Source organism: Roseovarius sp. (assembly GCF_040223625.1).
In the GTDB taxonomy this organism is placed as follows: domain Bacteria; phylum Pseudomonadota; class Alphaproteobacteria; order Rhodobacterales; family Rhodobacteraceae; genus Roseovarius.
In genome coordinates, this window is record NZ_JAVKFX010000009.1 from 14,406 (window position 1) to 34,875 (window position 20,470).

The 20,470-nt window shown below is 64.5% G+C and carries 24 protein-coding genes; 15 read left to right on the forward strand and 9 right to left on the reverse strand.

Annotated features, from left to right (window positions below):
• Nucleotide 1: 1 nt before the first annotated feature.
• From RLN94_RS03015 to RLN94_RS03025, 3 genes are all read right to left on the reverse strand, one after another.
• Nucleotides 2-316 carry a DUF1244 domain-containing protein gene (locus RLN94_RS03015; protein WP_350130920.1) on the reverse strand — a complete coding sequence of 105 codons (315 nt, stop codon included), beginning with the start codon at nt 314-316 and terminating at the stop codon, nt 2-4.
• Between the two features lie 18 nt (nt 317-334).
• On the reverse strand, nt 335-676 hold the full coding sequence (locus tag RLN94_RS03020) for a tautomerase family protein (protein ID WP_350130921.1): 342 nt from the start codon (nt 674-676) through the stop codon (nt 335-337).
• A gap of 327 nt (nt 677-1,003) precedes the next feature.
• Nucleotides 1,004-1,744, reverse strand: coding sequence for an N-formylglutamate amidohydrolase (locus RLN94_RS03025; RefSeq protein WP_350130922.1), 741 nt, complete (start codon nt 1,742-1,744; stop codon nt 1,004-1,006).
• 190 nt (nt 1,745-1,934) lie between these two features.
• Here RLN94_RS03025 and pyk point away from each other — a divergent pair, with 190 nt between their 5' ends.
• Together pyk and RLN94_RS03035 are read left to right on the forward strand one after the other, a co-directional pair.
• Nucleotides 1,935-3,380: a pyruvate kinase gene (pyk, locus tag RLN94_RS03030; RefSeq protein ID WP_350130923.1), complete on the forward strand. Its 1,446-nt coding sequence runs from the start codon at nt 1,935-1,937 to the stop codon at nt 3,378-3,380.
• 47 nt (nt 3,381-3,427) lie between these two features.
• Complete coding sequence (locus tag RLN94_RS03035) at nt 3,428-3,649, forward strand: hypothetical protein (RefSeq protein ID WP_350130924.1); 222 nt, start codon at nt 3,428-3,430, stop codon at nt 3,647-3,649.
• Between the two features lie 7 nt (nt 3,650-3,656).
• On the opposite strand, the gene RLN94_RS03040 is transcribed toward RLN94_RS03035, so the two are convergent.
• Nucleotides 3,657-4,085, reverse strand: coding sequence for a MerR family transcriptional regulator (locus tag RLN94_RS03040; RefSeq protein ID WP_350130925.1), 429 nt, complete (start codon nt 4,083-4,085; stop codon nt 3,657-3,659).
• A 72-nt stretch (nt 4,086-4,157) separates the two neighbouring features.
• On the opposite strand from RLN94_RS03040, the gene RLN94_RS03045 reads away from it, so the two are divergent.
• From RLN94_RS03045 to RLN94_RS03060, 4 genes are all read left to right on the forward strand, one after another.
• Nucleotides 4,158-4,793, forward strand: a complete 636-nt coding sequence (locus RLN94_RS03045; protein ID WP_350130926.1) for a cation efflux transmembrane domain-containing protein — start codon at nt 4,158-4,160, stop codon at nt 4,791-4,793.
• Nucleotides 4,794-4,914: 121 nt separating this feature from the next.
• Nucleotides 4,915-5,115 (forward strand): 50S ribosomal protein L35, encoded by a 201-nt coding sequence (rpmI, locus tag RLN94_RS03050; RefSeq protein WP_300891778.1) that lies wholly within the window; start codon nt 4,915-4,917, stop codon nt 5,113-5,115.
• Nucleotides 5,116-5,128: 13 nt separating this feature from the next.
• Nucleotides 5,129-5,494 (forward strand): 50S ribosomal protein L20, encoded by a 366-nt coding sequence (gene rplT / locus RLN94_RS03055; RefSeq protein WP_300891780.1) that lies wholly within the window; start codon nt 5,129-5,131, stop codon nt 5,492-5,494.
• Nucleotides 5,495-5,709: 215 nt separating this feature from the next.
• Nucleotides 5,710-6,477 carry a glutaredoxin family protein gene (locus RLN94_RS03060; RefSeq protein ID WP_350130927.1) on the forward strand — a complete coding sequence of 256 codons (768 nt, stop codon included), beginning with the start codon at nt 5,710-5,712 and terminating at the stop codon, nt 6,475-6,477.
• Here the strand turns inward: RLN94_RS03060 and RLN94_RS03065 are convergent.
• Nucleotides 6,470-7,150: a hypothetical protein gene (locus RLN94_RS03065; RefSeq protein WP_350130928.1), complete on the reverse strand. Its 681-nt coding sequence runs from the start codon at nt 7,148-7,150 to the stop codon at nt 6,470-6,472. The two genes, RLN94_RS03060 and RLN94_RS03065, sit on opposite strands and share 8 nt — an antisense overlap.
• 139 nt (nt 7,151-7,289) lie before the next feature.
• On the opposite strand from RLN94_RS03065, the gene RLN94_RS03070 reads away from it, so the two are divergent.
• The 6 genes from RLN94_RS03070 (at nt 7,290) to RLN94_RS03095 (ending at nt 12,995) form a co-directional block, all read left to right on the forward strand.
• Entirely contained in the window at nt 7,290-8,177 is an 888-nt protein-coding gene (locus RLN94_RS03070) for a fatty acid desaturase family protein (RefSeq protein ID WP_350130929.1), read from the forward strand.
• A gap of 82 nt (nt 8,178-8,259) precedes the next feature.
• Nucleotides 8,260-9,333 (forward strand): phenylalanine--tRNA ligase subunit alpha, encoded by a 1,074-nt coding sequence (pheS, locus tag RLN94_RS03075; protein WP_350130930.1) that lies wholly within the window; start codon nt 8,260-8,262, stop codon nt 9,331-9,333.
• Nucleotides 9,334-9,339: 6 nt separating this feature from the next.
• The gene (locus tag RLN94_RS03080; RefSeq protein ID WP_350130931.1) at nt 9,340-9,702 is read left to right on the forward strand and encodes an SMI1/KNR4 family protein; all 363 of its coding nucleotides are present in this window, start codon (nt 9,340-9,342) and stop codon (nt 9,700-9,702) included.
• A gap of 78 nt (nt 9,703-9,780) precedes the next feature.
• Nucleotides 9,781-10,065, forward strand: a complete 285-nt coding sequence (locus RLN94_RS03085) for a YrhK family protein (protein WP_350130932.1) — start codon at nt 9,781-9,783, stop codon at nt 10,063-10,065.
• A gap of 271 nt (nt 10,066-10,336) precedes the next feature.
• Entirely contained in the window at nt 10,337-11,638 is a 1,302-nt protein-coding gene (locus RLN94_RS03090) for a hypothetical protein (RefSeq protein WP_350158328.1), read from the forward strand.
• Nucleotides 11,639-11,708: 70 nt separating this feature from the next.
• On the forward strand, nt 11,709-12,995 hold the full coding sequence (locus RLN94_RS03095; RefSeq protein WP_350130934.1) for an ABC transporter substrate-binding protein: 1,287 nt from the start codon (nt 11,709-11,711) through the stop codon (nt 12,993-12,995).
• A 141-nt stretch (nt 12,996-13,136) separates the two neighbouring features.
• On the opposite strand, the gene RLN94_RS03100 is transcribed toward RLN94_RS03095, so the two are convergent.
• Nucleotides 13,137-13,640, reverse strand: coding sequence for an SRPBCC family protein (locus RLN94_RS03100; protein WP_350130935.1), 504 nt, complete (start codon nt 13,638-13,640; stop codon nt 13,137-13,139).
• A 154-nt stretch (nt 13,641-13,794) separates the two neighbouring features.
• On the opposite strand from RLN94_RS03100, the gene RLN94_RS03105 reads away from it, so the two are divergent.
• The 3 genes from RLN94_RS03105 to RLN94_RS03115 all read left to right on the forward strand — a co-directional run bounded on the left by RLN94_RS03105 (nt 13,795) and on the right by RLN94_RS03115 (nt 17,479).
• Nucleotides 13,795-14,781: a DMT family transporter gene (locus RLN94_RS03105; RefSeq protein WP_350130936.1), complete on the forward strand. Its 987-nt coding sequence runs from the start codon at nt 13,795-13,797 to the stop codon at nt 14,779-14,781.
• A 430-nt stretch (nt 14,782-15,211) separates the two neighbouring features.
• Nucleotides 15,212-16,303: a CaiB/BaiF CoA transferase family protein gene (locus RLN94_RS03110; RefSeq protein ID WP_350130937.1), complete on the forward strand. Its 1,092-nt coding sequence runs from the start codon at nt 15,212-15,214 to the stop codon at nt 16,301-16,303.
• Between the two features lie 156 nt (nt 16,304-16,459).
• On the forward strand, nt 16,460-17,479 hold the full coding sequence (locus RLN94_RS03115) for a sulfotransferase family protein (protein ID WP_350130938.1): 1,020 nt from the start codon (nt 16,460-16,462) through the stop codon (nt 17,477-17,479).
• A 24-nt stretch (nt 17,480-17,503) separates the two neighbouring features.
• Here RLN94_RS03115 and RLN94_RS03120 read toward each other — a convergent pair whose 3' ends face one another.
• The 3 genes from RLN94_RS03120 to RLN94_RS03130 form a co-directional block, all read right to left on the reverse strand.
• A complete protein-coding gene (locus RLN94_RS03120) occupies nt 17,504-18,424 on the reverse strand; it encodes a glycosyltransferase family 2 protein (protein WP_350130939.1) in 921 nt (306 codons plus the stop codon).
• 24 nt (nt 18,425-18,448) lie between these two features.
• Entirely contained in the window at nt 18,449-19,393 is a 945-nt protein-coding gene (locus tag RLN94_RS03125) for a GNAT family N-acetyltransferase (RefSeq protein WP_350130940.1), read from the reverse strand.
• Between the two features lie 91 nt (nt 19,394-19,484).
• Complete coding sequence (locus tag RLN94_RS03130) at nt 19,485-20,390, reverse strand: sulfotransferase family protein (RefSeq protein ID WP_350158327.1); 906 nt, start codon at nt 20,388-20,390, stop codon at nt 19,485-19,487.
• Nucleotides 20,391-20,470 lie beyond the last annotated feature (80 nt).

A 20,470-nucleotide genomic window follows, 5' to 3' on the forward strand; every position in this document is an offset into this window, starting at 1 on the left:
CTCAGCCCTTGTTGCCCACGTTCTCGGCGAAGGAGGTCTTGAAGGCGTCCTGCTTCTCGGGCGGGGCATCGGTCTGGTAGTTGGCCTTCCACTCGTCCATCGTCATGCCATAGAAGATCTCGCGCGCCTCTTCCTTGCCCATCTCGATGCCGCGTTCGTTGGCAGCCTCCTGATACCAGCGGGACAGGCAGTTCCGGCAGAACCCGGCGAGGTTCATCATGTCGATATTCTGCACGTCGGTGCGCTTTTCCATCAGGTGCTCGCGCAGGGCGCGGAAGGCGGCGGCCTCGAGCTCGATGCGGGTCTGGTCGTCCATGATGGTCTCCTTGTCTGCTTACAACATGCGCTTGAGGTAGGGCTGGTTCAAGTCGTCGAGCCGGACGGTAAGGCTGCCGACATCGGGGAGGTGTTTCTGCAGGTGGTCCATGGTGAGCTGGGCGAGGTCGTTTCGCGTGGCCTCGTCGCGGCCGGGGAGCAGGAGGAGGGTGGCGTGGGCGAAGCTCTGTGGCTCGACCCCGATGCGCGAGGCGGTGGCGGCGATGGTACGGGTGCGCACGGTGTCGGGCGCGGTGACGGAGGGGTGGGCGGCGAAGGTCTCCCACAGGGTGTCGCAGAGGGCCTGCAGGTCGTGGGTGGTGTCGAGGCCCTTGGAATGTTCGATGGTGATGTGGGGCATGGCGGTCTCCTTCTGCGGGGGCAGTAAAGAGGGGCCGGGGTGCGGGGTGCAACCGGAAAGTTCAGGCGATAGTGGCCCGCCCGGAGCATAGGCGCGCCAAGGGCGCGCCGCCGGGCTATCGGCGATTGCTTGCAATCGCCTGCCACAAGTGAATTGCAACGCAATTCACGATAGGCAGCGCCCGTCCGCCCCGGAGGACGGGCGCTTCTGCGACGGCGCCATGCAGAGCTTAGGTCGGAAGTTGGCCGCGCCATAAATCAACCATCACTGGCGTTGGTGCGCCCACCCGCGGACGGGCGCTGCCCGGCATCTCCAGCCGCTACCCGGCTACACTCCCGCCGTCTCCGCCGCCTCCTCCAGGATCGGCGCCAGCCGCCTCCCCCACGCGATCTGGTCCGCCTCTTGCTCGATCAGGTCGTTGCGCACTTCCAGCAGGACGTTGGGGCGCTCATACGCAATCGCGTGCCGGGCGATGGCGTCGCCGGGAAGGTGCCCACCATAGGGTTCGTTCTCGCCGATGCAAAGGTCGGGCTCGGCCCGCAGGCGGGCGGCGAGCGGGCGGCTGAGGCGTTCGTCGGCGGCGTAGAGCACGCCTACGTGCCACGGTCGGGGCGGGCGGCCCTGAAGCTGGCGGGTGAAGCTGTGGACCGAGACGATGACGGTATCGGGCCGGCGCGCCGCCAGCTCCGCCAGCGCCGTGTGATAGGGCCGGTAGCAGCGGTTGAGGCGCAGTTCCAGCTCCTCCGCCCCGGCGTGGCGGTTGCCGGGGATGATGGTGCCGTCATAGAGCTTCATCAGCAGCGTCGGGTCATCCTCGCCCCGGTTGGGGTCGATCACGAGGCGGGAGAAATTGGTGGCGATGAAGGGGGCATCCAACTGCCGGGCCATCTCGCGCGCCATGCCCAGGGCGCCCACGTCATAGGCGATGTGGCGCATCATGTCGCCCTCGGCCAGCGCCAGCGTGCCGCCGTTGACGAAGGGCGGCACGGTATTGGCGGCATGGTCGCAGGTCACGAGCCAGCGCGCAGGGCGGTCGGCCCCTTCGATCTCGAACGGGTGGTACGTCATCGGGGTGTCATGTCCTTTGCGCACGGTCTAGGACAGTTGCGCCGGGATGTGAATTGGGTAATAACCGGCTGTAAATCCGTTAGCGATAACAGCTTTCCGTACACCCTGCCGCCATTCACGACAGGCCCATTGACACGCCCCGCCGCGCCATGATGATCGGGCGGACGAGCAGCCGGAGGACCACCCGCCCATGAGACGCCACCGCAACGTCAAGATCGTCGCCACGCTGGGGCCCTCGTCCGAGAGCTACGAGATGATCCGCGCCCTGCATGAAGCCGGGGCCGACGTGTTCCGGCTGAACATGAGCCACGGCACTCATGAGGGCATCCGCGAAAAGCACAGGATCATCCGGCAGATCGAGGAGGACCTGAACAGCCCCATCGGGATCCTTGCCGATTTGCAGGGGCCGAAGCTTCGGGTGGGGGAGTTCGCGAAGGGCGAGGAGGAGTTGCAGCCGGGCGCCGCCTTCCGGCTGGACCTTGACGAGGCGGAGGGGAACGGCACCCGCGTCTGCCTGCCGCATCCGGAGATTTTCGAAGCGCTGGAGCCCGGCGCGACGCTGCTGGTCAATGACGGGAAGATCCGGCTGAAGGTGACCGAGTGCGGCACCGATTTCGCCGAGACCGAGGTGCTGGTCGGCGGCACGATTTCCAACCGCAAGGGCGTGAACGTGCCGGACGTGGTGCTGCCGCTGGCAGCGCTGTCGGAGAAGGACCGCGAGGACCTCGAGTTCGCCTGCGAGCTGGGCGTCGACTGGCTGGCGCTGAGCTTCGTGCAGCGGGCGGCGGATGTCGAGGAGGCGCGGGCGCTGGCGAAGGGCCGGGCGGCGATCCTGTCGAAGATCGAGAAGCCCTCGGCGGTGGAGTGGTTCGACAACATCCTTGCCGCCTCCGACGGGATCATGGTGGCAAGGGGCGATCTTGGCGTCGAGCTGCCGGTGCAGAACGTGCCGCCGATCCAGAAGCGGCTGGTGCGGAAGTGCCGGGCGCAGGCCAAGCCGGTGATCGTGGCGACCCAGATGCTCGAATCGATGATCGAGAGCCCGATGCCGACCCGGGCCGAGGTGTCGGACGTGGCCGCCGCCATCTACGAGGGGACCGACGCGGTGATGCTGTCGGCCGAAAGCGCCGCGGGCAGCTATCCGGTCGAGGCCGTGACCACGATGGACAACGTGGCGCGGGAGGTGGAGAACGACCCGACCTACACCCAGATCATCGAGGCGTCGCGGGTGATCAGCCGCACCAGCGTGGCCGACGGCATCGTCGCCGCCGCGCGCGAGATTGCCGAGGCCACGGATATCGTCGCCATCTGCTGTTTCAGCCAGTCGGGCACCACCGCCCTGCTGACCGCCCGCGAACGGCCGCGCGTGCCGATCATCGCCATGACCAGCCTTGTCGGCACCGCCCGGCGGCTGGCGCTGACATGGGGGGTGAACTGCGTGATGACGGGGCAGCTCGACCGGTTCAAGCAGGCGGTGCTGAACGCCGCGCGGGCCGCGCGGGAACAGGGCTATGCCCAGCCGCTGGACCAGATCGTGGTGACCGCCGGTGTGCCGTTCAACGTGCCCGGAACCACCAACATCTTGCGGGTGGCGCCCTGTCAGGAGAGTTTGATTTATTCCACCGATCCGGGGTAACCTGCCCCGGAAGCTGTGACCCGCCCAACGAGAGGGAAGGACCGCGCGTGAGCCCCGACCTGCTGCTTGTCATCGGTATCGTTCTGGCGGTCCTGTCGATTCCGTCGATGCTGTCGGCCTTTGCCGACCGGCGGACGCCGCGTGTGGCGGCGGTGGTCGCCATCATCGCGGGCTGCATGATCGTCTGGGCGGTCCGCGAACAGCCGGGCGGCTACACGATCCAGGAAATCCCCGAGGTCTTCGTGCGGGTGGTGGCGGAGTTCATCTGACGCCCGGCTAATGATCGGCGCCGTGCTCTGTCTTGCACATGTCGTGGTCTGACAGCGAGGCCAGCACGTAGCAATCCTGCGGCGCGCCCTTTCCCGAGCAGCCATCGACGATGCGGCCCAACTCCGTCTCTAGCGCCCTGAGGCGGGCGATCTTGTGGCGCACGTCTTCAAGCTGGGCCTGCGCGATATCCGAGGCCTCCTGGCAGGTGCGGTCGGGGTGGCGCTGCAGCTCGATCAGAGAGGATATGGCGCCGAGCGGAAAGCCGAGATCGCGGGCGTGGCGGATGAAACCCAGCTGTTCCAGCTCGTCCTTGCCATAACGCCGCTGGTTGCCGGATGTGCGCCCGGCGGCGGCGATCAGGCCCATCTCCTCGTAATAGCGGATGGTGGGCACCTTGACCCCGGTGCGGCGCGACAGCTCTCCGATGGAAAACATGAAAACACCTCTTGAAGCTCTAGTTCCTAGAGAGATTAGGTTAGGCTCAACGGAATTTCAACGAGGTGGGCCATGGCAGGCTGTTGTGGACATGAGGCGAAGTTCGACGGGGTGTCGGACGCCTATAAACGCAGGCTCTGGGCGGTGATCGCCATCAACGCGGGCATGTTCGCCGTAGAGATGGGCGCGGGCCAGATGGCCGGGTCGCAGGCGCTGAAGGCGGATGCGCTGGATTTCCTGGGCGACGCGCTGACCTATGGCATTTCGCTGGCGGTGATCGGCGCCTCGGTGCATGTGCGCACCACGGCGGCGCTGGCCAAGGGCGTGAGCCTTCTGCTGATGGGGCTGTGGGTGATGGGCTCGACCATCTACCAGGTCTTCGTGGTGGGCGTGCCGGAGGCCGGGATCATGGGCGTCGTGGGCTTCATGGCGCTGGCCGCCAACATGGCGAGCGTGCTGCTGCTGGTGCGGTACAAGGATGGCGACGCCAACGTGCGCTCGGTCTGGCTGTGTTCGCGCAACGACGCGATCGGCAACGTGGCGGTGATGCTGGCCGCGCTGGGGGTCTGGGGCACCACGACCGGCTGGCCCGACCTGATCGTCGCCGGGATCATGGCGGGGCTGTTCCTGTCCTCCTCGGTCCAGATCATCCGGCAGGCGCTGGAGGAGCGGCGCGCGGAGGCCGGACACCTGCGCGGGGCCGGCTGAGCGGCCCGGATTCCCCCTTGCTTCTCGGGCGGGAAGTTCGTATATCGCCCGCTCATCGGCGCGGCCGGCCGGAGTGGCATGCCGAGTCGCGCAGAACAACCGACCGATAAAGGAGCCGGAAATGCCCAAGATGAAGACGAAGTCGAGCTGCAAGAAGCGGTTCAAGATCAGCGGCACCGGGAAGGTGATCCGCGCCCAGGCTGGCAAGCAGCACGGGATGATCAAACGCACCAACAAGTTCATCCGCGACGCGCGTGGCACGACCACGCTGAGCAAGGCTGATGAGAAGATCATCAAGCCGATGATGCCCTATTCGCGCTAAGGAGAACTGATCAATGGCACGCGTTAAAGGTGGGACCGTTACCCACGCCCGTCACAAGAAAGTCACCAGCGCCGCGAAAGGCTATTACGGCCGCCGCAAGAACACCTTCAAGGTGGCGGCACAGGCCGTCGACAAGGCCAACCAGTACGCCACCCGTGACCGCAAGAACCGCAAGCGCAACTTCCGCGCCCTGTGGATCCAGCGGATCAACGCGGCGGTGCGCGCGCATGACGAAAGCCTGACCTATTCTCGCTTCGTCAACGGCCTGAGCCTGGCCGGGGTTGAGGTGGACCGCAAGGTCCTCGCCGACCTGGCCGTGCACGAGCCGGCGGCGTTCGGCGCCATCGTCGAGCAGGCAAAAAGCGCATTGGCACGGTAAGCCAGTCGCACCGAGGGACAAATTGAAACGCCGCCGGGCAGGGATGCCGGCGGCGTTTTTCTGTTTGGGGTGATGGAGGAGCCACGATTGCGGCCGCCCCGCGCGTGGCGGGCCGCGGGATTTGAGTATTTTTGGAACAATGAAAGTTTAGGGCGAGTGGCCCGGGCCGGGCTGAATCGGAACAGCCTGCCGGGCCAGCACGTTCCTCTCATGTCATGACCGAAGCCACAGCACACAGTTCCGCCCCCGCCGATACTCGCACTGCCAGCCTCTACCGGATGGACATGCCCGACCATCTCTGCCCGTTCGGGCTGAAGTCGCGCTGGCTGTTGAAGCGGGAGGGGTACGAGGTCGACGACCACCTGCTCACCAGCCGCGAGGAGGTGGATGCCTTCATGGAGCGCGAGGGGGTCGAGACCACGCCGCAGACCTATATCGGCGGCGAGCGGGTCGGCGGCTACGAGGAGTTGCGCGAACGGCTTGGATATTCGGTGACCGAGGAGGGCGAGACCTCCTACACCCCCGTGATCGCCATCTTTGCCGTCTCGGCGCTGGTGGCGCTGGCGATGGCCTGGGCGTCGCTGGGCACGGTGCTGGCCATTCGCACGGTGGAATGGTTCGCCGCCACCGCCATGACCCTGCTGGCGGTGCAGAAGCTGCAGGACGTGGAGAGCTTTTCCACCATGTTCCTCAATTACGACCTGCTGGCCCGGCGCTGGGTGCCTTACGGCTATTTCTACCCGTTCGGCGAGGCGCTGGCGGGGATCCTGATGATCGCCGGGGCGCTGATCTGGCTGGCGACACCCGTGGCGCTGTTCATCGGCACGGTGGGCGCCGTCTCGGTCTTCAAGGCGGTCTATGTCGACAAACGCGAGTTGAAATGCGCCTGTGTGGGCGGGAATTCCAACGTGCCGCTGGGCTTCGTGTCGCTGACCGAGAACCTGGTGATGATCGCGATGGGCGCGTGGATGTTGCTCAAGTAGCCGTGCGCCGCCCGAAGGCCGCAAGGTTCGCGGGCGCGAGGAAGATCGACACGGTGAGCAGGCTGAAGACCAGCTCGTAGACCTCCCATTGCCGGGGGATGTCGACCACCAGCATCACCACGCTGGCCCCCACGCCCATGATCCCGTGACGCCAGTGCGGCACCGGCACCGCCAGCCGGTCGGCCAGCCGGGTGACGAGGGCGGATTTGCCATAGAGCGCCGGCAGGGCCAGCAGGTAGAGCAGGATGGCAACGGTCAGCCCGCCGCCGAACACCGTCCTGGTGAGCTGCTTGCCGCCCACCACGATATTGTGCAGCGTGATCTCCTCCTGCGCGTTCTGCCCGCGCAGGTAGTCGGGCGTTTCCAGCCCGAGGATGCGCTGGCCCCAGGAAATCTCCTCCCCCGTGCCGAAGACGAAGATCAGGGCATAGAGCGTGAGGCACGCCCCGGCCAGCGCCTGCCCCATGCGGAACTGCCGCACCGCCTGCCAGGCCAGAACCAAAGCCGAGACGAAGAGCATCAGCGCGGTGCCGTATTCGACGGGCCCGTCCTCGATGGCGAAGCCGGTGGCGAATTGCCGATCGAAGCCGAGAACCCAGTAGGCCAGCGTGAACAGCAGGCTGGCATTCATCAGGCCGAAGAGGAACTGGTCTGCGGGAGAGAAGGAACGCATCGGGGCCTGCCATACGGGTCATGAAATCTGTCCGCCTTCGCTAGGAATCCGCGCCGGGAGTGTCAACCGACGAAAGCGCGATCTGCCCGGCCTCCGATGCCCCTTGCCGGGCGGGCGGCGCCTGCATAGGCTCTGCGCCATGGACCACAAGCAATTCACCGCCGCCCTGCCCCGCGAGGTGCTGGCCGACCTGAACGCGACCGAGGATGCCCCCGGCCTGCGCCATCTTGCCGGGCATTTCGGGCTGATCGGGCTGTTCGGCGTGTGGATCGCGCAGGGCTGGTGGCTCTGGCCGGTGGCGGTGGTGGCGCAGGGGATCGCGATCTGCTTCCTGTTCACGCTGGAGCACGAGGCGACGCACAAGACGCCGTTCCGCACGCTGTGGATCAATGAGTGGGTCGGGCGGATCTGTGGCCTGCTGCTGTCGCAGCCATTCGAGTGGTTCCGGTATTTCCACCTCGCCCATCACCGCTTTACCAACATCCCCGACAAGGACCCCGAGCTTGTGGCCGGCGGCAAGCCGGAGACCTGGGCGCAGTATGTCCGCCACGTCTCGGGCCTGCCCTTTTGGGGGGCGATGATCGGGGTTACGGTCAGGAATGCGCTGGGGCGCGACCCGGGGCCGTATATTCCGGAGCGCGCCCGGCCGCGGGTGGTGGCCGAGGCGCGGTGGATGCTGGCGATCTATGCCGTGGCGCTGGCGAGCCTTGTGGTCACGCCGCTCGTGTTCTGGGTGTGGCTGCTGCCCTGCCTTGTCGGCCAGCCCTTCCTGCGGCTCTACCTGCTGGCCGAGCACGGGCGCTGTTCCTTCGTGGCCAACATGTTCGAGAACACGCGCACCACCTACACCAACCGCATCATCCGGTTCCTGGCGTGGAACATGCCCTATCATGTCGAGCATCACACCCTGCCGGGCGTGCCCTTCCACCGGCTGCCGGAGTTGCACGGGCACATGCAGGGCCGCCACGCGGTGACGTCGAAGGGCTACGCGGCATTTACGGCCGACTATGCCAAGGCGCTGCGATAGGGCGAAAGCCCCGCCACCGCTTGCATTCAGGCCCCTCCCCGGCTAGCAGGACAGCCGACAGCACAACCAAGGGCGCCCGGCGATGGACGATCTGCGCGACAAGTATATTTCCCTGATTTCCGAGGCCCGCGACGAGGCCGCGCTGGAGGACCTGCGCGTGCAGGCCGTGGGCAAGAAGGGCGAGGTCAGCCTGAAGATGCGCGAGTTGGGCAAGATGACGCCCGAGGAGCGGCAGGAGGCCGGGCCGAAGCTCAATGCGCTGAAGGACGAGATCAACTCGGCGCTGGCGGCCAAGAAGGCGGCGCTGGCGGATGCGGCGCTGGACGAGCGGCTGAAGACCGAGTGGCTGGACGTCACCCTGCCCGGCCGGCCCCGGCGCGGCGGCACGATCCACCCGGTGAGCCAGGTGACCGAGGAAGTGACGGCGATCTTTGCCGACATGGGCTTTGCCGTGGCCGAGGGGCCGCAGGTCGAGAGCGACTGGCACAATTTCGACGCGCTGAACATCCCCGGCCACCACCCGGCCCGGGCCGAGATGGACACGTTCTACATGCACCGGGCCGAGGGCGACGAGCGCCCGCCGCACGTGCTGCGCACCCATACCTCGCCGGTGCAGATCCGGTCGATGGAGCTTCAGGGCGCGCCGCTGCGGGTGATCTGCCCCGGCCGCGTCTACCGCGCCGATTACGACCAGACGCATACGCCGATGTTCCACCAGGTCGAGGGGCTGGCTGTGGATACCGACATCTCGATGGCGAACCTGAAATGGTGCCTCGAGGAGTTCGTGAAGGCGTTCTTCGAGGTCGACGCGGTCGAGCTGCGCTTCCGCGCCTCGCATTTCCCGTTCACGGAGCCTTCGGCCGAGGTCGATATCCGCTGTTCATGGGAAGGCGGCACGCTGAAGATCGGCGAGGGCGACGACTGGATGGAGATCCTCGGGTCGGGCATGGTGCATCCCAAGGTGCTGCAGGCCGGCAATATCGACCCGGATCGCTGGCAGGGCTTCGCCTTCGGCATCGGCATCGACCGGCTGGCGATGCTGAAATACGGCATCCCGGATCTGCGGGCGTTCTTCGATTCCGACCTGCGGTGGTTGCGGCACTACGGGTTTTCGAGCCTGGATGTGCCGACGCTGCATGGCGGGTTGTCGCGGTAGGCGGCGTTGACGGAAATCGAGGCCCTGGAAGCCCGGTGGGGCGTTCGCATCCCCGATGAGCTGAAAGCGCACCTAGTCCGAAATCTGACCTTCGAAGGCTTCTGCGGCGAGAATGCGGAAGGAGAGTACGTTCGTTTCTACGATGTCTCCGACAACCTCGCCGCGTTCGACGAGTTCCAGCGCGATTTTCTACCGGCCGGGTTCGTGCCGCTGGGCGGCAACGGTGGCGGGGAAATCATCGTCTATCGCGAAGGCGTCGGATATGGCCTCTTGCCTTCCCTGCATGACGGACCGGAGGATTTCATCCTGGTGGCCGAAACGCTCGAGGGCTTCTGGCAGAAATCGTTGGAGTGTCGTTGGTTTGAATAGCGGGCGTGCCGCCGGGTTGCGACACGGAACGGGGCGTTTATGTTACCCCGCGAACGTCGCCGAACCGGAGGTCGCCACATGCGTCTTTTCAGACATGAGAACCGGCAGCGGAGCGAGCGCAGCCGACGGCTTTATGCCACCTACGAGATCGCCCACACGATTGTCGATTTCAGCGCGGCAGTCAGTTTCCTCGTGGGCTCCGTGCTGTTCTTCTGGAAGGAGACCGAGACGGCGGCCATCTGGTTCTTCGTGGTGGGTTCTGTCCTGTTCTGCGTCAAGCCGACCCTGCGGCTGGCGCGGGAGATCCACCTGCTGTCGCTGGGCCGGGTCGACGAGCTGGCGCGCCGGGGCGAGCAGCCCTGACGCCGGCGCCGCTTGACTTGGCCCGCGCCACGCCCGACGCTGGTGGCCGGGACAGGCAGGCGGAGAGCGGCGGATGAGCCATCGGCGGGCGCGCTTGGGGCAGGTGACGGGATGCCTCCGGCGGGGATATTTGGGGCCAGAAGAAGCCGGGGCGCGCCTGCGCTTCTTCTTGGTTCAAATACTCAAATCCTCCCTTGCCGTTCTCGCTGTCGTTGCGGGTGTCGCGCTGTCGGCGGGGGCAGCGCTGGCGCATGCCTCGGAGCAGGGGTTCGTGCTGCTTCTTCCTACGGATGTCTATATCGCCGCCGGGGGCGCGAGTGTCGCTCTGACGGTGGTGCTGCTGGCGCTGTTGCCGCCGGGTGCGGCGGAGGCGGTATTTCGCACGGCGCGGCTGTGGCCCGCCAGCGCGGCGTTCCGGCATGTCACCTCCTGCCTGGCGGCGGGGCTGCTGGCCTTCCTGGTGTGGCGCGGGTTCACCGGGTCGCGGGACCCGTCGGTGAACCCGATGCCGCTGTTTGTCTGGACGGTGTGGTGGATCGGGCTGGTCACGCTGCAGGGGCTGGTCGGCAATCACTGGCGCTGGACGAACCCGTGGACGGGGCCGGCGGCGGTGCTGGCAAGGCTGACCGGGAGCCGGGCGCCGTGGCGGTATCCGCGCTGGCTGGGGCATTGGCCGGCGGTGGGGATTTTCCTGATGTTCGCCGGGTTCCTGCTGGCCGACCCGGCGCCCAGTGATCCGGCGCGACTGGCGGCCTATGCCGGGGCCTACTGGTACGTGGCCCTGCTGGGGCTGGTGCTGTTCGGGCCGGCCTGGATGGTGCGGGCCGAGGGGATCACGGTGCTGATGCGGATTTATGCGCGGATGGCGGTGCTGGGTCGTGACAGGGGGCGGGTGGCGGCGGGGCTGCCGGGTTGGCAGGTGATCCGGCTGAAGGCGCCGCCGCTGGCGCTGGCGGTGTTCACGCTGGTGCTGCTGGGCACTGGCAGTTTCGACGGGCTGAACGAGACGTTCTGGTGGATGGGCGTGCTGGGGGTGAACCCGCTGGAGTTTCCCGGCCGGTCTGCCGTGATCGGGCAGACGCTGGCGGGGCTGGTGGGGTGCAACCTGGCGCTCATCGGGGCGTTTGCCGGTTGCCTGTGGCTGGGAGAGCGGCTGGCGGGGACGCGGCGGACTTTGCGCGACGCGTTCTGCCTCTTCGCGCCGTCGATCCTGCCGATCGCGCTGGCCTATCACATCGCCCATTACCTGACCGCGCTACTGGTCGACGGGCAATACGTGCTGAAGGCGCTGAACGACCCGCTGGGCAACGGTGCAAGCCTGCTGGGGCTGACGGAGTTCTATGTCACCACCGGCTTTTTCAACACGCCCGGCACGGTCAAGCTGATCTGGCTGACGCAGGCCGGGGTGGTGGTGGCGGGGCATGTGATTGCCATCCTGCTGGCCCATGCGCTGGCGCTGAAGGACATGCCCGGCACCCGCCGCGCCGTGCTGGGGCAGGCGCCGCTGGCGGCGTTCATGGTTGCCTACACGGTGTTCGGGTTGTGGCTGCTGGCCTCGCCGCGGGGCCTGTGACCCCCGCAAGACACTGGACAAACGCGCTGACGCTTCGCAGGATCGGGTCAAGCAACAGGGAGAGCTTGCAATGACCAGACTCATCAAGGGCACCACGCGCCGCGGCGCGCTGAAGACACTGGCGGGGGGCGCCGCGGGCGCGGCGAGCCTGCCGCTCTGGGCGCGGTTCGCCGAGGCGCAGACATCGGAACCGATCAAGGTTGGCTTCCAGGTGCACCGCACCGGCATCGGCGCCGCCTATGGCCGCTGGTACGACCGCACCACACAGGCCGCCGCCAAGCTGATCAACGAGAATGGCGGGATCAACGGCCGAATGATCGAGATCGTCGCCGAGGATGACGGCACCGACCCCAAGCGCGGCGCCGAGGTGGTGGAGAAATTCGCCAACCAGCATGGCTGTGACGTGGGGTTCGGCACGCTGTTCAGCCACGTGGTGATCGGTTCGGCCCCGCGGGCGGGTGAGCTGAAGCTGCCGTATTTCGTGGTCTCCGAGGGGCATCACGTGGCCAGCGGCATGCTCAACCGCTACACGCTGCAGCCCGGCATCACGGATGTGAAGAGCCAGGTTCAGGCGATGGCGCCCTACGTGTCGGAGAACCTGGGCAAGAAGGTCACGATGGTCTTCCCCGACTTCGCCTTCGGTCACGATCACCGCGACTTCTTCACCGCCGCGATCGAGGAACAGGGCGGCGAAGTGCTGGAGCATATCGCCATTCCGCCGGCCGAGACGAGCTTTACCAAGTATTTCCCCAAGATCCCGCGCGAGACCGAGGTGCTCTACCACGTGATGGTGGGCCCGGCCGTGCTGACCTTCGTCAAGGAGCTGGGCGAGTTCTTCGGGCCGAGCCGGCCGGAAATCTTCGGCTTCATCGACAGCCTGGAAGCGGTGGATATGGCGAGCCCCGGCCTCGAGTATCTCGACGGCACCTATTTCTGGGAGGGCAACCCGCGCCACGCGCAGGAGGACCAGACCGAGTTCGACAAGTTCTTCCGCGAGAAGGTGGGCGTGGACGAGCGCGGCGCCTCGGTTAGCGATGCGAGCGACGTGTCGACCTATGCCCACATGTTCGGATGCTGGGAGACGCTGCACATCCTGAAGGCCGGGATGGAGGCCGCCGATTACAAGGGGCCGGATGATCGCGCCGCGCTGATCGAGGCCGTGGAGGCGATGACCGACATGCCGGAATCGAACGAGCATCCGCAGGGGGCGAAGCGGTTCAACGGCAAGACCCACCAGGTGTTTGGCCACCAGTATATCAGCCGGGTCGAGGACGGGTTCCTCAAACGGGTGCATACCACGTCGATCGAGGACACGCTGTACCCCGACGAGGTGGATTACACGACGCAGTCGTTCTGAGGCGGCGTGCGGTGACGGATCGGGGCGCCCCTTCGGGGGCGCCCTATTCGTTGGTTGAGGCGGGGGAGCCGAAATCTTCAAAAGATTTCTGCCCGCTTTCTTTTCAAGAAAGCGGGGCCGATCCCAAGCATCTGAAAAATATCAGGAAATCAGCCACTTCAGCCAGCCCTTTTTCTCGGCCTCGGCCTCTTCATCCTCGTCCTTCGGCCCCTCGATCACCTCTTCGAGCCGGGTGAAGAACTGGTCGGCCATCTTCTTGGCGAAGCCGTCGACGATCCGACTGCCGAGCTGGGCGAGCTTGCCACCCACCTTCGCCTCGACATCGTAGGACAGAAGCGTGCCGCCCTCGTTCTCGGTCAGGGTCACCGCCGCGCTGCCCTTGGCGAAGCCGGCGGCGCCACCCTTGCCCTCGCCCGTCAGGGTCAGCTTCTCGGGCTTCTCCATTTCCGAGAAGGTCACCGTGCCCTTGAAGGTCGCCTTCACCGGGCCGACCTTCTGGGTGACGGTGGCCTCGAACCCCTCCTCGGGCGAGCCGGTGACATCCTGCGCGCCGGGCACGCATTCCTGCAGCACGTCGGGGCTGGTCAGCGCGTTCCAGACGGTTTCGCGGTCGGCGTTGATCTGCTTTTCGTCACTCATCTTCATGGCGGCGGCTCCCTCCTGTCGCGCTGTCGATGCGAGCGTAGCGCAGCGCCGGGGCCGGGCCAAGGGCGCGCCGCGCTTCCATGTGGCGGAATGTCGCAATTGAGGATGGAGCCCCCTGCCCGCCCGTGCTACGGGATCAGGGAAAGGACCTCTCATGTCAGGGATCGCACGGCTTCAGAACCCTTCGGCGGGCATCGGATTCATCTTGCTGGCGATTGTCGCGCTGTCCGGGAATGACGTGTTGATCAAATTCTTGTCCGGCGGGTACCCGTTGCACCAGATGGTGTTCTGCCGCTCGGCCATCGGCATTGCCTTCAGCCTTGTCATACTGCAGTTGGAGGGCGGCTGGACGCTGCTGCGCACGGCGACGCCGGGGCTGCACGCGTTGCGCTGCCTGATGATCATCTTCGCCAACATGACCTATTTCGCCGCGCTGGCCGTGCTGCCGCTGGCGGAGGCGACGGCGGTGTTCTTCGTGGCGCCGCTGATGATCACGCTGCTGTCGATCCCGCTTCTGGGCGAGAAGGTCGGTCCGCTCAGGATCGGCGCCGTGGTGGTGGGGCTGGTGGGGGTGATCATCATGACCCGGCCGTGGGAGAGCGACGCCTCGCGCGACGTGTCGCTGTGGGTCTACCTGCTGCCGATCATCGCGGCGCTGGCCTATGCGCTGAACCAGGTGCTGACGCGGAAGCTGGGGGTCAGTTCCAAGGCGTCGGCGATGGCGATCTATATCCAGGTGGGGTTCATCCTCGTCAGCGGGCTGTTCTGGCTGGTGGCGGGGGACGGGCGTTTTGCCGCCGGGGTGGAGAACGGGAGCCTTGTTTTCCTGCTTCGGGCGTGGGTCTGGCCGGAGGGGCAGGACGTGTGGCTGTTCCTGGCGCTGGGGGTCAACTCGGCCATCGTGGGCTATTGCCTGAGCGCGGCCTACCGGATTGCCGATGCCGCGACGATTGCGCCGTTCGAATACGTGGGGCTGCCTCTGGCGATCCTGTGGGGCTGGCTGGTATGGGGCGAGTTCCCGGGGCCGGTGGTGCTGGCGGGGATCGCGCTGATCCTGGGCGCGGGGCTGTTCGTGTTCCTGCGGGAGCGGCAGAAGAAGCGGTTCGTGGTGACGCGGAAGCGGCTGCACCGGCGGTTCTGAGCGGCGCGGTTCCGCGTTTCGGTGCGAATCAGGGTTAATGCGTTGATTTTGCTGAGGAAGCCCCGGTCGGTATAACGTCGGTATTTTGTCGGTATTACGTCGGTGTTTTTGGCGGTGTCTGCCTTGGTTGATGTGGCGTTCGATGCTGGGTGCCACGAGATGTTGCGTGGCGCGCAACGGGGGCACGCCGGGCAGCGCCCGTCCTCGGGTGGGCGCGCCGACGGGTGTGTTGGTTGGTTTATGGTGCCGAATTCATCCGAGGTTGGTTCGACGTGGATACGGTACAGAAGCGCCCGCCCGGTGGGGCGGACGGGCGCTGCCCGGCGCCACGCCCTTGGCGTGGCTGGATTCCGGGCGGGACAGTTGCTGAAACGGCATTTCCCCTGTCTCTGCCATTCGCTACCCTTCGCCGGAAAAGAGGGAGGCACATATGCTGGAAGGCATTCGCATCGTCGAGGTCGAGGGGCTGGGGCCCGGCCCGTTTGCCGGGATGATGCTGGCCGATATGGGCGCCGAGGTGATCGTGATCCACCGCCCCGTTTCGGCCAACCCCACGGGCAGCGGGCCCTCGCTGCTGGACCGGGGCAAGCGCTCCATCACGCTCGACCTGAAGGACGCGGGCGACCTTGCCACCGCCCGGGCGCTCATCGCCTCGGCCGATGGCCTGATCGAGGGGTTCCGCCCCGGCGTGATGGAACGGCTGGGGCTGGGACCGGAGAGTTTCGCGGAGAGCAACCCGAAGCTCGTCTATGGCCGGATGACCGGCTGGGGCCAGACCGGGCCGCGGGCGATGACCGCCGGGCATGACCTCAACTATATCGCCACCTCGGGCGCGCTGTGGTACGCGGGCGCGCCGGGCGATGCGCCGGTCACGCCGCCGACGCTGGTGGGGGACGTGGGCGGCGGGGCGCTCTACCTCGTAGCGGGGCTGCTGGCGGGGATTATCAGCGCGGGGCGCACGGGGCGGGGCAAGGTGGTGGATGCCGCCATCGTCGACGGCTCGGCGCACATGATGGCGCTGCTGATGTCGATGGCGCCCTCGGGCAACACGGTGAGCGAGCGCGGGCAGAGCCTGCTGGACGGGGCGCATTGGTGCCGGACCTATGCCTGTGCCGACGGGGCATGGATCAGCGTGCAATGCCTCGAGCCGAAATTCTATGCCGAGTTCCTCTCGCTCATGGGGCTGGAGGGCGACCCGGCCTTCGCCGAGCAGTATGACCGGGCGCGATGGCCCGGCCAATGCGAACGACTGGCCGCGATCTTCGCGGAGAAACCGGTGGCCCACTGGGCCGCGCTGTTCGAGGGATCCGACGCCTGTGTCGCGCCGGTCCTGTCGCCGGAGGCGGCCGCGCGGGACCCGCACATGCAGGCCCGCGCCACGTGGTCGGATGCGGGGGGCACCCTGCAACCGGCGCCCGCCCCGCGTTTCGGCGGGGCCGTCCCGACCCCCGCCGCCCCGCCCGCGCGCGGCGCCGACAGCGACGCCATCCGCAAGGAGCTTGGCGACAGGGGGCTGATCTGATGGCGCGAAATCGACGTGAAAAGCAATCGCAGGCCTGATCCGGCACATTGCACAACCGCAGGTGCCGCATTAGGCAGAAAACGCTTGTTCGACCGACAGGTCGAAGCGATCATGACGACAGCAGGCAGGCCAGTTGGGGAAGGTCGGATGACCACAATGCGCGACAAACCCGCCATCTTTATCCTGGCGTCTGAACGGTCGGGCACGAACCTGCTTCGGTCGATCCTGTCCTCGAACTCCCGCATTTCCTCGCCGCCGCCGTCTGGGATGGTCCTGGCCCTGCACCCGGTGTTCGAGGCCTTCAAACGCGAAGGTTCGGAATTGCCGCTGGAGAAAATCATCTCCTATGCGAGTGAGCTTACGCAGACGCATATGAATAAATGGCCGGACTTCCCGGATCCCGAGGACATTCTCGCGATGCTTCCGAGCGAGCCGAATTTCTGGGACTTGTTCGCAGCCTATAATTCCTATTACATCGGAAATCGCGATGGCGAAATCTGGCTGAGCAAGGAGCCGGGGCTGATCGGGCATGCCGTCGAGATTGCCGCGAACTTTCCGAACGCCCATTTCGTCTACCTGGTACGGGACGGGCGCGATGTTGCGGTCTCCATGGTACGCAAAAGGCATTACGCCAACACCATGCGGCAGGGCATGGCACGCTGGAAGCGCGAGCAGGAGGGGATGCTGACAGCCCTGGAAGACACGCGCGTATCGAACATGACCCACACCATCCGCTACGAGGATTTGATCACGTCGCCGGAGGCGGTTCTGAGCCCGATCATGGAAAGCGTTGGTCTGGAGTTCGAGGCGTCACAGTTGGAGTATTACAGCAGTTCGGAGACGATCAAGCACGCTCAGAGCTCGATCTACTGGAAGGAAGTGGCGCAGCCTATCAAGGCGGATAATTCGCGAAAATATCTCGAGGCGATGGATGGTCGCGAACTGGAGTATGTAGAAGCCGAAGGGGGCAAGGTTCTGCAGAAACTGGGGTACGAGTTGCACAATGCGAACCCCCGTTCCATCCGCCTGCATGAAAAGCTGGCCGAAAAATTGCGTGAGAAGGCGGACGCGCAGCCGCGTGACGTGATGAGCGCTGAAGAAGCCGAACAGCGCAAGAAGTTGGCGGACCTGTTCGGTGAGTTGAACAGCCTTGTAAAAAGCGCAAGGAAGGTCTGAGCCTTGCCTTGAGCGAGCGCTCTGTCAGCGTTTCCTGACATCACGCAGCCATTCTGACAGCAATGCACGCGTTAGCCGAGCAGGCGTTCGAATGTGGCGTCGCCTGTTGCCCCGATAGTAGGAAAGTCGCATTTCCGTTCGATCCCGCAAGACCCTGAGGGCGCGGCATACCGGGTGAGTTTCATCCAGACCGAAGGTCCGGGCATCCTGATAGCGTTGCTCCAACACGGAGATCATGCGCTGCAACAGTCGGATGCGCTTCTCGGAATTTTCTTCACGGCTTGACGACCTTGTCGTGCTGTTGGTCAGGCCGTTTCCAACTCGGTAAAGCAAAAGATCTTCGTTTATGCACGAGACACGATCCTCCAAGGCTGCCCGAAAACCGAAGATCAGATCCTCGTAGCATTCGGGATACGCTATCGGTCCGTACTTTCGGAACATGTCCTTGTGCCACGCGGCCGTTGCGCCAAGGTAGAGTTCCATCGAGACCGCGACAGAGGTCAGGTCATAAGCCGAGTAGAGCGCACCCTTCTGATAGGTTCTGGGCCTTTCCTGCCCATCGAAGGTTTCCACGCGGGCCTGCGAGAAGACCAGCAGCGGATCACCGGTTTCAAAGGCCTCGATCGTACGAGAGGCCCGATTGGGATAGCAGATATCGTCCCCCGCCACGGAGATTATGACATCTCCAGACGCCAGGTCATACGTCCGGTTGACGTGGCCGGCCAATCCCAGGTTCACGGGGTTTCTGTTGAGTACGACAGTGTGAGGACCGTCGTAGCCCTGCGCGAGTGCGGTCATCTTCGTGAAGGTGTCATCCGTCGAACAATCGTCGCTCAAGACGATTTCTATGGGATCACAGTCCTGTTGCAGAACAGCCTTGACCGCATCTTCGATCCAGGCGGACTGATTATATGCGATCACTACGATGGAATAGGAGTTCTTCACGGTCTGCCGCTGCTCTTTCGTATCTCAAGCTTCGAGTTGATAATGCTGGTACAGGATCGTTCTGGCGCCGAACATTTCCTTCTGTCTTGCCAGACCCGAGTTCAGATTGCGGCCTTGATCGGTCGTCGAAATCCCGAAATCGAACCAGCGACGACTGGCGAAATGCTCGGTCAAGAGGCTGTTGGTCAGATAATCCAGAGCGCCAAGATCCCGGCCTTCCTCGTTGCTCGTGATATACTGCGCATGCGCCACCTGCCCGCAGTCGAAAACGACGATCGCGCCAAGAACCTTGTCATTTTTCATGGCGTTGAACAATCTGATGGTGTCCGGGAACGTCCTGGCGAGATACACTATCTCGGCAAGGGTGTGTGTGGGGCGAGCCCCGTGCTTGGACGACAGGTTCTCCTCCAGAATGTCCCAGACCGGTGCATACTCACGGGTCTCGACGGTCATCAAACCGGCTTTCCGTGCTTTTTTCACGCCACGTTTTCTCAACGTCGACCAGGGCAAGGGATCCAGCATGTTTATTGTCGACGAGACATCAACCCTGGTCACCACGCCGGCAAAGCGGTGCATTGCATAAATGTCCTCCTCTGCCGGCTGGGCGTGGTAGATATGAGGAGCGGGCTTGTATTGGAAGCTGTCGAAACCATTGTCGCGGAGATACTGCAACAGGGTTTCAACAATGAACAACATGCGTTCCGCTGTCATTTTCGGACCTGTCAGGATGCCCCCATAGGTCAGCCCGGCATGGGATTTCAGGACGCCCTGCTCTTCACACGCCGGCAGTATTGCAACGAGGTCTCCGTCCACGCCCATCATCAGGGAATGATCGGTGAACCGATCTGCATGGTATTCCATGAAGTCCCGATAATGCAGGAAGGTTGCGTTCTTGGATGTCTTCACGAACGCGTCCCACGCCCCCTTCTTGTCGGAGCGGTAACGACAGATATCGACAGTCGTGGTCACTTTTGCATCCTGTCGCTGTTGCGGGACGCTGGAAACATCCGCGGTGGCGTTGTTGCTTCGATCCGGCGATCTGCTTCTGTATTTCCAGACATCAGCATCTGAGCCTGGCCCGAATTTTCTGTATGATCTTCAGCGCGTTGAACTTGCTCCACAACATCGCGCAGTGGTCAAGAAATGAAGGCGACTGCTGGCCAATACCGTAATGTTGAACCAACGGGTAACTGACCACGAACCGTTCCACCAAGGTTATCTCGGACGGTGAAAGGATCTGTTTGTACTTCTCGAGGCTGTTATCCGAAATCGGCTTTGCCAGCTCTTCCTTCGTATACCAGAACTGATCGCTCACATGGTTTTGCCGATCCTCCAAAGGAGCGGGGCGAACCATGCCTTCCTCGTAATCCAAACCGACGAACTGGCAGATGTCCCGGACAACGCGCTCGGGGTTGGCGATCAAGTCTTCATAAAGGATCGCTTTCACACGGTCGTATTTCTCGGCTGCCGCCAAACCTTTGCGCCAGGTTTCGTTGATGTCTTTTATGCTGGCCGACACACTGGCGCAAAAGGAAGGCGGACGAAGCCCTTCCGCGAAATACTTTCGCGCCACCTCTTTGTTTGACGCAACAATCGCCCGCGGGTCACGCAAAACCAGAATACAGTATGCGTTTGGCATACACTCGCAGAGGTCTGCCATGACCAAGGCATTTGTCGGGGTTTTCTCGCAAAGGATGGTTTTTCCGCTTTCGCGCAAGGCACGCTCGAAAAGCTTCATCGTGAAGCTTTCGACCGCCTTGTCGATATCATCCTTGTTGACCAGGTCCGCGATACGCCCGCTTTCGTGTCCGCCGTGCAGACGGCGCCGCAGGGCAGCGATGTCCTTGGTAAAATCAAACTCTCGTCCGGCGTAGATTTCCGAGTGGGATCCCATGATCCTTTGAACGAGTGTCGTGCCCGATCTGTGAACACCACCGACGAAGATCTGCTTAGCGGCGCTATTCAAACGCATCTCCTGTGTCAGACATTCTTGGCCAGTTTGTTGTGCGTCAGAAGTAGAATATCACTACGTTGCATTACAGTCGT